This window comes from Enterococcus faecium, from assembly GCF_029023785.1.
GTDB lineage: Bacteria > Bacillota > Bacilli > Lactobacillales > Enterococcaceae > Enterococcus_B > Enterococcus_B faecium.
The window spans coordinates 639480-652510 of record NZ_CP118955.1 but is presented as its reverse complement, the minus strand read 5'-3'; the positions used below and the strand labels follow the sequence as shown (position 1 = coordinate 652510).

Annotated in this window: 13 protein-coding genes and 1 other annotated feature; of the genes, 6 read left to right on the top strand and 7 right to left on the bottom strand. The window is 38.8% G+C overall.

Annotation, left to right across the window (positions count from 1 at the left end; translation table 11 throughout):
- Nucleotides 1–69: 69 nt before the first annotated feature.
- The 6 genes from PYW34_RS03030 to PYW34_RS03005 form a co-directional block, all read right to left on the bottom strand.
- Nucleotides 70–1200, bottom strand: a complete 1131-nt coding sequence (locus PYW34_RS03030; RefSeq protein WP_002295032.1) for a 5-methyltetrahydropteroyltriglutamate--homocysteine S-methyltransferase — start codon at nt 1198–1200, stop codon at nt 70–72.
- A 60-nt stretch (nt 1201–1260) separates the two neighbouring features.
- Nucleotides 1261–1488, bottom strand: a binding site (T-box leader).
- A 271-nt stretch (nt 1489–1759) separates the two neighbouring features.
- Nucleotides 1760–2833, bottom strand: coding sequence for an ABC transporter substrate-binding protein (locus tag PYW34_RS03025; RefSeq protein WP_002293464.1), 1074 nt, complete (start codon nt 2831–2833; stop codon nt 1760–1762).
- Nucleotides 2830–3657: an ABC transporter permease gene (locus tag PYW34_RS03020; protein WP_002287036.1), complete on the bottom strand. Its 828-nt coding sequence runs from the start codon at nt 3655–3657 to the stop codon at nt 2830–2832. The genes PYW34_RS03025 and PYW34_RS03020 overlap by 4 nt, the downstream gene beginning before the upstream one ends.
- On the bottom strand, nt 3658–4464 hold the full coding sequence (locus PYW34_RS03015) for an ABC transporter permease (protein ID WP_002287038.1): 807 nt from the start codon (nt 4462–4464) through the stop codon (nt 3658–3660). It abuts the gene before it with no gap.
- A gap of 11 nt (nt 4465–4475) precedes the next feature.
- On the bottom strand, nt 4476–5561 hold the full coding sequence (locus PYW34_RS03010; RefSeq protein ID WP_002287039.1) for an ABC transporter ATP-binding protein: 1086 nt from the start codon (nt 5559–5561) through the stop codon (nt 4476–4478).
- Between the two features lie 16 nt (nt 5562–5577).
- Nucleotides 5578–6120, bottom strand: coding sequence for a helix-turn-helix domain-containing protein (locus tag PYW34_RS03005; protein WP_002287040.1), 543 nt, complete (start codon nt 6118–6120; stop codon nt 5578–5580).
- Between the two features lie 257 nt (nt 6121–6377).
- Between PYW34_RS03005 and PYW34_RS03000 the strand changes: the two genes are divergently transcribed.
- From PYW34_RS03000 to PYW34_RS02975, 6 genes are all read left to right on the top strand, one after another.
- A complete protein-coding gene (locus tag PYW34_RS03000) occupies nt 6378–7367 on the top strand; it encodes an oxidoreductase (RefSeq protein WP_002323323.1) in 990 nt (329 codons plus the stop codon).
- On the top strand, nt 7364–8101 hold the full coding sequence (locus tag PYW34_RS02995) for a phosphopantothenate--cysteine ligase (RefSeq protein WP_002293460.1): 738 nt from the start codon (nt 7364–7366) through the stop codon (nt 8099–8101). The genes PYW34_RS03000 and PYW34_RS02995 overlap by 4 nt, the downstream gene beginning before the upstream one ends.
- Nucleotides 8098–8649 (top strand): phosphopantothenoylcysteine decarboxylase, encoded by a 552-nt coding sequence (gene coaC / locus PYW34_RS02990; protein ID WP_002323324.1) that lies wholly within the window; start codon nt 8098–8100, stop codon nt 8647–8649. The genes PYW34_RS02995 and coaC overlap by 4 nt, the downstream gene beginning before the upstream one ends.
- Nucleotides 8650–8664: 15 nt before the next feature.
- The gene (locus PYW34_RS02985; RefSeq protein WP_002287046.1) at nt 8665–9297 is read left to right on the top strand and encodes an ECF transporter S component; all 633 of its coding nucleotides are present in this window, start codon (nt 8665–8667) and stop codon (nt 9295–9297) included.
- A gap of 84 nt (nt 9298–9381) precedes the next feature.
- The gene (locus PYW34_RS02980) at nt 9382–10029 is read left to right on the top strand and encodes an NAD(P)-binding oxidoreductase (protein ID WP_002323325.1); all 648 of its coding nucleotides are present in this window, start codon (nt 9382–9384) and stop codon (nt 10027–10029) included.
- A 4-nt stretch (nt 10030–10033) separates the two neighbouring features.
- The gene (locus PYW34_RS02975; protein WP_002323326.1) at nt 10034–11017 is read left to right on the top strand and encodes an NAD(P)H-quinone oxidoreductase; all 984 of its coding nucleotides are present in this window, start codon (nt 10034–10036) and stop codon (nt 11015–11017) included.
- 459 nt (nt 11018–11476) lie between these two features.
- On the opposite strand, the gene PYW34_RS02970 is transcribed toward PYW34_RS02975, so the two are convergent.
- Nucleotides 11477–12991 carry a flavocytochrome c gene (locus tag PYW34_RS02970; protein WP_002287050.1) on the bottom strand — a complete coding sequence of 505 codons (1515 nt, stop codon included), beginning with the start codon at nt 12989–12991 and terminating at the stop codon, nt 11477–11479.
- Between the last annotated feature and the right edge of the window lie 40 nt (nt 12992–13031).

Sequence of the window (13031 nt, the reverse complement as noted above, 5' to 3'; positions counted from 1 at the left end):
AGAGTGGATTTCTCCACTCCATGAAAAGCCGACTTTTTGGGACGCTTTTTTTTGCCAAGCCTCACATTTTTATAGCCAAACTTCTTTTGCGACTTGCTGCAATAATTGGATTTTCTTCCATTGTTCTTCTTCTGTTAAATGGTTTCCTTCTTCTGTTGAAGCAAACCCACATTGAGGACTGATACTTAGATTTTCCAATGGTACAAATTGTTGTGCTTCTTTTATTCGTTCTTTTATTTTCTCCGTATCTTCCAAATCTGGAAACTTAGAAGTAACTAATCCTAAAACAACTTTACTTTCTTTGTTACTCCAATGTCTTAAAGGAGTAAAATCTCCTGCTCGGTCAGAATCGTATTCCAAAAAGAAACCATCATAATTTGTTGAAAACAACTCTTCTGCAATGGGTTCATATCCACCGGAAAACAGCCAAGAAGAAGCGTGATTCCCGCGGCAGATATGTGTTGTGATCGTCAAATCTTCTGGTTTGTCTTCCAGTGCATTATTGATAATCTCTGTACAAATATGGGCCATTTCTTTCGGATCAATTCCTTTTTGAAGAAGTGCTTCTCTTTTAGTTTGATCAGCTAGAAACGCCCAATTTGTATCATCGAATTGCAGGTAACGGCAACCTTTTTCATAAAAAGCATGAATCGCTGCTTTGTAAGTAGAGGACAAGTCCTCATAAAAATCAGCTAGATCAGGATAAATCTCCTTGATTTTTGAAGAACCATCATTAGATAGAATCTCTTGTCGTAAAATCATCGTGGGACTAGGGATCGTTGCTTTTGCAACAAAAGTATCATCTGTTTCCACTACTTCTTTCAGAAAAGCAAAATCTTTTAAAAATGGGTGATTTGGATTGAAAGATAATTTATCTACTACCCGAATATTATAAGCTGGAGCTGCTTTTCCGTGGAATGTTTGATTATATCCAGTTTCTGGAACATAGCCTTCGATACCATTTAGTTCTTCTAAAAAATCAAGATGCCAAAATCCACGCCGAAATTCACCATCTGTAATTCCTTTGATGCCGACTGCTTTTTGGTCTTCCACTAATTTTTTTATTTCCTGGTCTTCGATTGCACGAAGTTCTTCTTTTGAAAGTAAGCCTTCTTGAACTTTTTTTCTTGCTTCTTTGATCGATTGCGGGCGTAAGAAACTTCCGACATGATCTACTGTAAATGGTCTATTTTTGCTCATTTCACTCACTCTTTTCTTTGTTTTTTTGTAAAAAAAAATCCTTTTACTAGCAAATACTAGTAAAAGGACGATTATACTCGTGGTACCACCTTTTTTCAGAAAAAACATTCTTTCTCTCAGCCTGACAATAAAATCAGTGGTCTTGGTAACGAAAGACTGTTCGTTTTTGCCTACCTTTCGACAAAAAATCCTCTAAGGCCATTTTCGACAGTCAACTTCTAGCTTTTTACACCAACCAAAGCCTCTCTTGAACCATTTTCTGTCTACTTTCCTTCTCATCGGATACTATTAGAATAAAATTAGAATAGCATGTTTGAAAGAAAAGTCAATAGGGAATAAGAACAAACAAAAACTAATTTGTTATTCTTAGTAATTGGTTTGTGGAATACAATAAAGCTTTTCTAATATGATAATTGTTCAGTCGTCCTTTCATCTTAGATCACTTCCTTAAAATGATCATACCCGTTTCAACCACATAAAAAAGGACTTAATTTTGAAAAATTTCCCATCAAAACTAAGTCCTTTTTATTATAGTTATACAAATTTGCTTATTTTCTCGCTATTTCCGATACATCTTGAATTCTAAGAATAGGTCATTATAGATGCCTAGGTATTTCGATCCTAGATCTTCGTAGACTTCAAGATGGGAGATCGTGTCATCAGATGGATAGAATTGTTCGTCCGACGAAATGTCTTTTGGCAATAACGCTTTTGCTTTTTCATTTGGTGTAGAATAACCAATATACTCTGCATTTTGTGCCGCATTTTCCGGTTCTAGCATAAAGTTGATGAAATCATAGGCACCTTCTTTATTTTTCACGGTTTTTGGCATAACGATATTATCAAACCAAAGATTGGAACCTTCTGGTGGGATTACGTAATGTAAATGTTCATTTTCCCACATCATATCGGCAGCTTCGCCAGAAAATGTCACTGCCACGGAGGCTTCTTCATTGATCATATACATTTTGATCTCATCTGCCACGATTGCTTTGACATTTGGCGTTAAATGATTCAATTTATTTGCTGCTTCTGTCAGCTGTGCCATATTCTTACTATTCAAAGAATAGCCTAAACTATTCAAAGAAAGCCCCATAACTTCTCGTGCACCGTCAATCAGCATCAAACTGTCTTTTAATTCCGGCTTCCACAAATCATCCCAATGCTTAATTTGATCTGCATCAAAGAATTTATCGTTATATACGATCCCTAAAGTTCCCCAAAAATATGGAATCGAATACTGATTATCTGGATCAAAATCCAAGTCTAAAAATCGTGGATCAATATTATTTAATCCTTTGATCTTCGAATGATCTAATGGAAGTACTAGTTTTTCTTTGATCATTTTTTGGATCATATATTCACTTGGTATAGCGATGTCGTAGTTTGTCCCACCTTGCTGGATTTTTGTGAACATCGCTTCATTAGAATCAAATGTTTCATAATTCACTTTGTATCCATATTCTTTTTCAAATTTCGTGATCAGACTAGGATCGATATAATCTCCCCAGTTATAGATGGTAAGTACCTTTGCTCCACTCATGCCACTTGTTTTTTCAAGTTGACGAACACCAAGCAGCAGCACCGCAATAATGATGAGAATACCTAAAAACAGAGATTGTAATTTTTTCATCGCAGCCGTGCCACCCCCTCGCGTACTCTTCTGTTTTTCTTCAGCCGTTTTGGACGGTTTTCTTTACTAATGAAGTAGTATCCAATGACCAATATCATGGAGAACAAGAAAACTAACGCACTTAGCGCATTGATTTCTAAACTGATTCCTTGTCTTGCACGAGAATAAATCTCTACTGAGAGCGTCGTAAAGCCATTTCCTGTGACGAAAAACGTAACCGCAAAATCATCAAGAGAATAAGTAAATGCCATAAAATATCCAGCTATGATTCCTGGAGAAAGATAAGGCAAAATGATATTTTTGACTACTTGGAAATTATTAGCACCAAGGTCTCTAGCCGCATCGACCATTGAATCGTTCATTTCCTGCAATTTTGGCAAGACCATCAAGACGACGATTGGAATGCTGAAAGCAATATGGGAAAGCAATACACTCTGAAAACCTAATCCGAATCCTAGTAGTGTAAAGAAAATCAAGAAACTAGCACCGATAATAACATCAGGAGAGACTAATAAGATGTTATTCATGCTCAACAACGCTGTCCGTGCACGTCGTTTCTTCGTGTAATAGATTCCCATAGCCCCAAATGTCCCGATGATCGTGGCGATCAATGCAGATAAGAAAGCCAGCATGAACGTATTCAATACGATAATGATCAAACGAGTATCTTCAAAAACAGCTTCATAATTTTCCCAAGTAAACCCTGTAAAGCTGTTCATCGTTCCTCCTTCATTGAAGGAATAAAAAATCAGATAGAAGATCGGTGCATATAAGAATAAAAAAACAATCCCTAAATAAAGATACGACCATTTAAATTTTTTCATTTATGAGCGACCTCCTTTTTTCTTCTCGCCTGTCAGGAGCATCACGATGAACATAGCAATGATTAAAATCACACCGATTGTAGAACCCATCCCCCAGTTTTGTGTAACCAAGAAATGCTGTTCGATAGCCGTTCCTAAAGTGATCACCCGATTTCCGCCAATCAGACGAGTCAGCATGAATAAAGAAAGAGAAGGAATAAATACTGCTTGGACGCCGCTTTTCACACCATTTAATGATAACGGAAAAATCACTCGTCGGAAGGTCTCAAAGCTATTCGCGCCTAAATCTCTGCTGGCACTGATCAAAGAAGGATTCATCTCTTCCAATGCATTGAAAATTGGCATAATCATAAATGGAATCTCGATATACGTTGCCACGAACAGAAAACTGAAGTCTGTGAATAATATCTGTTTCGGCCCGATCCCGATAAAATCAAAGAAATGATTCACGCTGCCGTGCACACTGAAAATTCCAATAAATGCGTAAGCTTTAAGCAGCAGATTCACCCATGTAGGCAAAATAATCAGCATCAGCCATAATTGCTTGTGCTTCAGTTTTGTTAAAAAATAAGCAGTCGGGTAACTGATGATCAGCGTGAAAAACGTGATCAAAAATGCATACCATACAGAATTGATCGTCATAGAAAGCGATGTCCCCGACGTAAAATAAGATAGATAATTATTCAGCGTGAATTGCCCATTCATATCAAAAAAAGATTGATAAATGATCATTAATACAGGCGCGATCACGAATAAACCGAGCCACAAAATATAAGGGACGGAATAGATCCTGCGCATTGTTTTCATTCTTGTCCCCCCTATTCTTCGTAGCTGTCAAGACGTGCATCGAATTCTTCTTCAGACTCGTTGAAACGCATGACATGGATATCTTCTGGCTCAAAGGCCAATCCTACTTTGCTTCCTTCTTTAGCTTTTTTCGTTGAATGGACCATCCATTCATTTTGCTGTTCATCATAACAGATGATTTCATAATGGACACCACGAAACAGCTGAGTATCAACCGTTACGACTAGTTTTCCTTTATCTGGTGTCGTGATCGTCAAATCCTCTGGGCGTAAAACAACTTCAACTGGTTCATTTAGACGCATCCCGCCATCGACACATTCAAATTGCTTACCAACAAACTCAACTAGATTATCTTCGATCATTACACCGTCCACGATATTGCTCTCCCCAACAAAATCAGCAACGAAATGATTGATTGGCTCATCATAAATATCTACAGGTGTACCACTTTGGACGATTTTCCCTTTATTCATGACAAAAATCTCATCACTCATTGCCAACGCTTCTTCTTGGTCATGAGTAACAAAAATAAACGTGATTCCTAATCGTTGTTGCAGATCCCGCAGTTCATACTGCATATCTGTACGTAGTTTCAAATCAAGCGCCGATAACGGTTCATCTAGTAGCAATACTTTCGGTTCATTTACAATTGCTCGTGCAATCGCTACACGCTGTCTTTGACCACCAGACATTTCACTGATCTCCCGTTTTTCGTATCCAGGAAGCTGGACCATACGCAAAGCATCTTTTACCTTCTTTTCGATATCTGATTTGGACATTTTCTTGATCTTCAATCCAAAAGCAACGTTATCAAAAACATTCATATGAGGAAAAAGTGCATAATCTTGGAAGACGGTATTTACTTGTCGCTTATTAGCTGGCAAATCATTCAACCGTTTCCCTTCAAAATAGATGTCCCCTTCTGTAGCTTCGGTGAATCCAGCTATAATACGTAGGATCGTTGTTTTACCACAGCCGGAAGGACCAAGCAGTGTATAAAATTTTCCTTGTTCGATCTCAAAACTTACTTTTTTTAATACTGTTTCATCATCATAGCGTTTCACTACTTGATCAAATGAAATGATTGGTTTCCCCACGTTTTTACCCCCTATATTACAAATATGATTGCGTTGCAACAATCAATACTTTTGTTCGTTTTTTGAGATGATTCCTTAATTGATGTTGTTTTGTCGCTTGATAATAGATCGACTGTCCTGCTTTTGCCACATAGACCGTCTCTCCTAAGCTTAACTCTAATTCCCCTTCTAATACAAAAATAAACGTTTCAGATAATGAAGGTTCAAACGTCTTATATTCTCCTGCACCTTCAAAAGTCAGCAAGACAGGCTCCATTTCTTTTTCATTCGAATCAGCCACGAGCCATTCCAATTCATACCCGTTTTCTTCATCAAAATAAACCGTATGATCTTCTTTTGAATAAACCACTTGCAGATTCGCTGCTTCTTGATGAAAAAATTCTTCTGGAGTCACACCTAAGACTTCAAGAATAGAAAAGAATGTTTCCATTGATGGTGAACTTAAATCTCGTTCCAACTGGGAAATATACCCTTTTGACAAATCTGTGCGTTCGCCTAGTTCTTCTTGTGTCAAATTCTTTTGGATGCGCAAATTTCTTAACTTCTCACCAATTTCCATAATTTCCTCCGAATCGAAGTTTTCTAATAGTAAACTTCCTGTTTACTACCACTCGTATTAGTATACGAAATTTATTGAAAAAGGCAACCCTTTGTAAAATTTTTTTTGCTGAATATTTCTTTATCTTTTGGAATAAATTCTAGTTGTTTGATTCTTTATTTTTCACCTAATTTTTGTCTAAATTTACGGAAGAACAAGAATAAAAGAGTAGGCTTTATGGTATGATAAAAGAAAATTTTAAAAGGAGTGTCTCACGAATGAACGCTTTTCGATCTTTTCAGGTAATAAAGGAACCTGTTTTCCATACAGCAATCAGTGATCTGCCATTTACTGAATTGGCTGAAAATGAAGTCTTGGTAAAAATTGCCTATTCTGATGTCAATTATAAAGATGCATTGGCAATGAGCGAATCTGGTCAGGTGATACGAACATATCCGATGACTCCAGGGATTGATTTATCCGGAACTGTCGTCCAAAGTAACAATCCACGTTTTTCAAAAGAAGATCTTGTACTTGCTACTGGTTTTGGGCTTGGTGTCACCTATCCAGGCGGTTACAGCCAATACCAAAAAGTACCAGGAGACTGGTTAGTCCCTCTACCGAAAAATATGACACTGCGTCAAGCGATGATTTTTGGTACAGCAGGGTTTACTGCTATGTTGTGTGTGAACGCTTTAATCCGTCAAGGTATGACCTCCGATAAAAAAGTTGTCGTTACTGGTGCTTCTGGCGGTGTAGGCAGTACAGCGATAGCCCTGTTACATAAACTAGGATTCCAGTCAATCATTGCCTTTTCCAGAAAAGAAGAGTCTGTCACATGGCTAAAAAGTCTAGGTGCTTCTCAAGTCGTACGACCTGATGAATTTCTGCCAGAGACAACAAAAGCTTTAGGAAAACAGCAAATCGACTATGTCATCGACACAGTAGGTGGCGAGCAGCTAAGTAGTCTTCTTCCATTGATCTCTTATAACGGTGCAGTAGCTTTATGTGGCAATGCTGGGGGAATCAAACTAAACGCGACTGTCTTGCCTTTTATTCTGCGAAACATCCAGTTGATTGGAATTGATTCTGTCAATGTACCAATAGATCAACGTCTTTCTTTATGGCAACAGATGGCGGATTTGCAGATTGCAGATGAACTGGTCGTCCAAGAGATTACTCTGGATCAATTGCCTGAAACAGCATCTAAACTACTTGCTGGAACACACCAAGGAAGAACACTAGTAAATGTAGGTGACCATAAATGAAGATTCTAATCACAGCTGGAGGAACGACTGAAAAAATCGATCAAGTACGTGCTATTACAAATCATTCGACAGGACGATTAGGGCAAGCATTAGCTGATTATTTAGCTGCCAATCCGGATACCACAATCGATTACGTGACTACGAAACAAGCACTGAAACCGAAAAGACACTCCAATATAACGATTTATACGATCGAATCTGCACTGGACTTATTTTTACAATTAGAAGCACTAACGAAAAAAGAACACTACGACGCGATTATCCACAGTATGGCAGTCAGTGATTTTACTCCTGCTTTTAGTTTTTCAGAAGAACAGCTGGCAAAAAACCTACCCACTTCTTCAACGCAAGAAGAACTGGACAATTGGTTTGCGGAAAATGAACAGACAGATACCACTGTTTCAAAGATCTCTTCTGACACCGAGCATCTTGTGCTCGTTTTGAAGAAAACACCAAAAATCATTTCTTATCTACGTGAATGGCAGCCAAAAGCAAAAATCATTGGTTTCAAACTATTAGTAGATGTACCAAAGGAATCTCTTCTGGCAGTCGCAAAAAATAGTCTGATAAATAACAAAACTGATTTTATTTTCGCAAATGATTTGACGGAAATCCATGGCGAGACACACCACGGCTATCTCTTATCTAAAGATGGAACAGTGGAAGAAGCTCAAAGTAAATCTGAGATTGCTGCATTGATTACTGAGAAAATTAGACTGGAGGAATCAAAATGAAAAAGATCTTACTAGGCGTTACTGGAAGTATTTCTGCTTACAAAAGCGCTGATCTTACAAGTCAATTCGTCAAATTAGGTGCCCAGATAGATGTGATTATGTCTAAAAGCAGCACACATTTTATCACGCCATTAACCTTGCAATCTCTGTCGAAGCGCGCAGTCCATACAGACGTCATGCAAGAATCAAATCCGCAGGTAATCAATCATATCGAACTAGCAAAACAAGCTGACTTGTTTCTCATCGCGCCTGCTACAGCAAACATTATCGGCAAGCTAGCAAATGGCATTGCAGACGATCTTCTTTCAACAGTCGCAATGGCGCTTCCAGTGGGAACACCAAAATTGATTGCCCCTGCCATGAACACGAATATGTATCAAAACCCGATCACTCAGCGTAATCTGGAAACATTGAGATCTGTCGGCTATCAGGAAATTGAACCAAGAGAATCTCTTTTAGCTTGTGGAGATTTTGGAAAAGGTGCCTTAGCTGATATTCAGACGATCATCGAACAGGTCATGCTGACTCTTAATGAAAGAAATGCTTAGAAAAAAGGAGTACTTATGAAAAATACAAAAAACTTTACATTAACTGCGATGTTTTTAGCTATTTTGATTTTATTAGCTGTTACGCCTTTAGGTTTTATCCCTATCGGTCCAATCAATGCAACAACCATGCATATTCCTGTAATCATTGCTTCGATCGTTTTAGGACCAAGACTAGGTGCTTTTCTTGGCGGTACATTTGGACTGATCAGCATGATCCGTAGCACAGTTATCCAAACACCTTTGTCTTTTGTCTTTTCTCCGTTTATCCCAGTCATCGGAACAGAACATGGAAGCTGGAAAGCCTTGCTGATCGCGTTTATTCCTCGTATCTTGATTGGGGTGGTTCCTTATTTCGTTTATAAAGGTCTGCGCAAACTAATGAAACAAAAAGCAGATTCCGTTTCTTTATTCTTAGCTGGACTTTCCGGTTCATTGACCAATACGATTTTAGTGATGAATATGATCTACTTTTTATTCCAGCAAGATTATGCCAAAGTCATCGGAACAAATTTAAATGCTGTTTATTCAGCTATTCTAGCGGTTATTTTTACAAGTGGTATACCTGAAGGAATCGTCGCAGGTCTTGCGACTGCAGCAGTATGCAATGTCTTGTTAAGATACTTCAAGCACCCTTCTCTTACTAACTGATAGTCATCGTAGCCGATCTCTGATTTTTTTCTCTTTTGGTGTTACTATTGAATGGAAAGATTTGACGTCGAAAGGATGATCCAAATGAAAATTTTTGTTGTAGGTGCAAACGGACAAATTGGCCGACACCTGATAAAAGATTTAGCTCCAAGTTCCCATGAAATTTTTGCAGGGGTGAGAGATGTCGCTTCCCAAACATTAGTAAAAAAAGAGAATGTTTCGTATGTCTCTTTTGATTTAACTTGGTCCGTGGAAAAAATGACCGAAGCATTCAAAGGCATCGATGTATTAATTTTTGCTGCCGGCTCTCAAGGAAAGAATCTTCTGCAAGTAGACTTGGATGGCGCAATCAAAACAGTGATCGCAGCTGAAAATGCGCATGTCTCTCGCTATCTGATGGTCAGTGCTGTTTATGCAGATGAACCAGCAAAATGGCCTGAGTCCATGACAGATTATTATATTACTAAACATTATGCAGATGAATGGCTGAAACGAACTAACTTAGATTTTGTCATTCTTCAACCAGTCACATTGACTAACGATGAAGAAGTTACTTCCATTCAATTAACTAAGCCTAATGAGAAGGCATCAAAAACGATCACTCGCTCTACAGTTGCTGCTGTACTTGCCGCTCTAGTGGAAGAAACGGATATTTCTCGTACGACTCTAGTACTTTCTGAAGGTAGCAAAGAGTTGAATACAGCATTCCAAGAATGGGCAAAGGAGGGATAGATCCATGCGTGCCATTTCAATCAAGCATCCTGGTTCTGTAGATGTATTAGAACAAATTGAAGTGCCTGTTCCTAAACCAAAACAAGGCGAATTACTGATCAAAGTCCATACAGCAGCTGTCAATCGAACAGATATTATGAAAAGAGAATCAGTCTCTTTGAAACCTCCCTACCCTATTTTGGGAGTCGAAGTAGCTGGAGAGGTAGTTGAGAATAAAAGTGATATCTCCACTTTTACTCCTGGGACAAAAGTATACGGATTAGTCAATCTAGGTGGTTATGCCGAATATGCTGTGATGCCTGCCGATCGTGCAATCCTTCTCCCTGATACGCTAGACTATGTTTCTGCTGCTGGAATCTCAGAAGTTTTTTTGACTGCTTATCAAACACTTTACTGGCTTGGAAAATTACAAGAAGGCGAAACTGTCTTGATCCATGCAGGAGCAAGTGGTGTGGGAACAGCAGCGATCCAATTAGCTAGACAGCTTTCTCACGCGAAAATCATCGTTACTGCAGGATCAGAAGAAAAACTCGCCTTTTGTAAAGAACTTGGTGCAGATGAATTGATCAACTATAAAAAACAAGACTTTCAAGAAGAGGTACGAAAAATCACTGAAGGTCGGGGAATCGATGTTATTTTGGATTTCATCGGCGCTTCTTACTGGGAAAAGAATTTAGCTTCTATAGCCGTTGATGGACGTTGGGTCTTGATTGGTATGCTAGGTGGGACCATCGTGCCTGAGATAGACCTTGGTGTATTGATTGGGAAACGTGTCCAACTGCTTGGTACATTATTGACACCTAGAAGTGATCAGTATAAAGCAGAGCTCGCACAAACTTTTATGCAAAAAGCTGGGCCTTTTCTAGAAAATGGCAAGATTCGGCCAATCATTGACCGTACATTCCAATTCAGCGCAGTCAAACAAGCGCATGAATATATGGAAGCAAACAAAAACATCGGAAAAATCATTTTGAAGATAACTGAATAAAATCATGCTGATCAAAAAAGAGGCTGGGACAGAAGCGTTTAACTCCAAGAAATAAGAAGAAATTCACGAAAATTGCTTTTCAAATTTTTGTGAATTCCAGCTAATTTCCAAAGGAGTTGCTTCTGCTTCCGCCGTTTATACGTGTTTAGAGCGTGGGACAAAAGTAAAGAACACTTTTGTCTCACGCTCTTTTTCCGAACAAATGGTGTTCAAAAGCTTGCATCTGCGGTAATAAGTCCAACCAAGTTAAAAACATAAGAAGCTGTTTTTACTTGGCTGTTCTTATTACTTGATGCAGGGCAGCTTTTTCACAACCTCTTCACTAAACAGTGTTCAATCAGCTGACCCTCGGTATTAGCTCAAAAAACGGCAAAATATGAGGAACTATTTTGCCGTTTGTTTCTCTAATACTCAGGTCAAAACGCTGATTTCACAACCTCTTTTTATTTACGTTCTATTTCATTCATTTTCCGAAGCAAATCGAGCTGCTTGTATGCCCGCTTGTCGCCCAAAAATAATGATCTCCGCAACTGAATTTCCACCGATCCGGTTGTTTCCATGTAAGCCACCTGTGACTTCACCAGCAGCATATAACCCCCTAATTGGCTGGTTTTCTTTATCTAATACTTCAGTGTTCGTATTGATTTTCACACCGCCCATCGTGTAATGGATTCCTGGTGCGATTTTGATCGCATAATAATTCGGAGACGATAAGTCATGTTCCATGGCTGTGGCACGGTTGAATTGAGCATCTTTTTTCTCCGCAACATCCGTATTCCATCCATCAACTGTTTTTGCTAGTGTTTCTTTTGGTAAATCGATTTTTTCTGCTAATTCTTCCATTGTCTTTCCAGTTGTGACATATCCTTTTTGGTCATAAAATTCAATAGCTGTGGCACGATCACGCACGCCTTGGTCAAAAATCAAATAAGCTGATTTTTCAGGCAATGCTGTAATTGCTGCAGATACTTTATCCCTTGTATCCATTTCATTGACAAATCTTTTCCCCTCTTGATCGACCAAGATTGCTCCTTCTCCGCGAACAACCTCACCAATCAAGACCCCCTCATCCTGCTGCACAGTTGGATGAATTTGTATTTTATCCATATCAACGGTTTGTCCACCTAATTTTTCAATCATGGTGATACCATCTCCAGTTGATCCTTCTTGATTTGTCGTAATATAATCAGCTAAATCGGGACGATATTTTTCAATAAATTCTTTGCTGGCACCAAAACCGCCTGTGGTAACTACGATTGCTTTTCCGGTGACCTCTTTTGGTTCTTCTCCTTGAACATGTACAGTCACTTCATTGACCGTTTCCCCATTTTTCTTAATGTCTGTCACATCTGCGTTGACAAAAATAGGGATTTCCCGCTCATGGACGTTATTCAATAACCCCTCCACTAAGTATCCACCAATAGCCGAGCCATCAGACGGACGATGTGTCCTCTTTTCACTCATCCCTCCAGTGATCGTTAAGTTGTCCAGTTTGATACCGTTTTGATCTAGCCAATCGACCGCATCAGCAGAGTGATCGACAAAGTATCGAAGCATTTCTTTATCATTCGTTCCTCCACCACCTTTTAGCGTTTCTTCATAGAAGGCATCATTCGAGTCTTTGATTCCTTCTTCTTTTTGAAATTTTGTTTCTGAAGCATTCATACCGCTTGATGATTTAGATGTGTTTCCTCCGGCAACAGGCATCTTTTCCAAAATTACTGGATTCAACCCAGCATCTTTTGCTTCGATAGCTGCTGCCATCCCTGCACCACCAGCTCCAATAATCACGACATCATAAGATTCTTTCATTTCTTTTGGATCTGTATATACTTGTTCAGAAGCGCCTGATGATACTTCGGCAGATTCCTTCGTACTAGAACTTGTCTGCGCTGTATTTTTCTGATCTGCGCCGCATGCGCTCATAGCAAGAAGTGCAACGGCTGTTAATAAACCAGCAACTAATTTTTTCATTTGTATCCCCCTTTTCTCCTTATACTATATTAAGTGATTT

Excerpts from the sequence above, each read along its gene's own strand:
- PYW34_RS02970 (WP_002287050.1), bottom strand. The coding sequence starts at position 12,991 with ATGAAAAAATTAGTTGCTGGTTTATTAACAGCCGTTGCACTTCTTGCT.
- PYW34_RS03005 (WP_002287040.1), bottom strand. The coding sequence starts at position 6,120 with ATGGAAATTGGTGAGAAGTTAAGAAATTTGCGCATCCAAAAGAATTTG.
- PYW34_RS03020 (WP_002287036.1), bottom strand. The coding sequence starts at position 3,657 with ATGAAAAAATTTAAATGGTCGTATCTTTATTTAGGGATTGTTTTTTTA.
- PYW34_RS02985 (WP_002287046.1), top strand. The coding sequence starts at position 8,665 with ATGAAAAATACAAAAAACTTTACATTAACTGCGATGTTTTTAGCTATT.
- PYW34_RS03015 (WP_002287038.1), bottom strand. The coding sequence starts at position 4,464 with ATGAAAACAATGCGCAGGATCTATTCCGTCCCTTATATTTTGTGGCTC.
- PYW34_RS02975 (WP_002323326.1), top strand. The coding sequence starts at position 10,034 with ATGCGTGCCATTTCAATCAAGCATCCTGGTTCTGTAGATGTATTAGAA.
- PYW34_RS02980 (WP_002323325.1), top strand. The coding sequence starts at position 9,382 with ATGAAAATTTTTGTTGTAGGTGCAAACGGACAAATTGGCCGACACCTG.
- PYW34_RS03030 (WP_002295032.1), bottom strand. The coding sequence starts at position 1,200 with ATGAGCAAAAATAGACCATTTACAGTAGATCATGTCGGAAGTTTCTTA.
- coaC (WP_002323324.1), top strand. The coding sequence starts at position 8,098 with ATGAAAAAGATCTTACTAGGCGTTACTGGAAGTATTTCTGCTTACAAA.
- PYW34_RS02995 (WP_002293460.1), top strand. The coding sequence starts at position 7,364 with ATGAAGATTCTAATCACAGCTGGAGGAACGACTGAAAAAATCGATCAA.
- PYW34_RS03025 (WP_002293464.1), bottom strand. The coding sequence starts at position 2,833 with ATGAAAAAATTACAATCTCTGTTTTTAGGTATTCTCATCATTATTGCG.
- PYW34_RS03000 (WP_002323323.1), top strand. The coding sequence starts at position 6,378 with ATGAACGCTTTTCGATCTTTTCAGGTAATAAAGGAACCTGTTTTCCAT.